Source organism: Pseudomonas sp. FSL R10-1350, assembly GCF_009600525.1.
Classification (GTDB): Bacteria; Pseudomonadota; Gammaproteobacteria; order Pseudomonadales; family Pseudomonadaceae; genus Aquipseudomonas; species Aquipseudomonas helleri.
In genome coordinates, this window is record NZ_WIVR01000180.1 from 1 (window position 1) to 542 (window position 542).

General features: G+C 57.6%; 1 protein-coding gene. It reads left to right on the forward strand.

Annotation, left to right across the window (positions count from 1 at the left end; genetic code table 11):
- On the forward strand, positions 1–385 hold a 385-nt coding region (locus GHO25_RS26245; protein WP_178110256.1), incomplete at its 5' end, for a hypothetical protein.
- Between the last annotated feature and the right edge of the window lie 157 nt (positions 386–542).

Consider the following 542-nt stretch of genomic DNA (forward strand, 5'->3'; position numbering starts at 1 on the left):
ACTTGGCCAATCGATGTATCAGATTCCCTGGGAGCCCAGGCTCTGCCCGGGCAACCCTGCAGAAGATCCCGAGGCTGGCGCACTTCTTTACAACGCATTCGTCCAGGATCAGGCCAAAGGTGTTGTGCCGCGGACACCCGCCGAGCAGATGAGTGACATTCTGGATTGGGTTTTCGAAACGGCAGGCGAACCCGCCCGCAGCCTGGCCGCTGACTTGGCGGCAGCGTACCTAGGCAATCACGCCTTCCTGATCGATGATCTGGATGATTGGGACGCGGAAACCAAGTCGCATCGGGCGCACATGGTTTTTCATGGCGAGGACATTAGGGGACTTTCAGCGCGAACCGTCATGAAATTGCGGGCTCGAGCTGCCGCCGGATTTTAGCCGCGAAAATATCGTTAGACCGGTTGTTGCTACTAGTAACACGGGAGCGCATAACGAATAGAAAGGAACCCGCCCGGACGGGCCAAGAAGGTGTCGCAATGCGTATGACGTTTGGCAGTGCCTGCCGTAACGCGGGCCTTATGGCGGTGGTGTATTT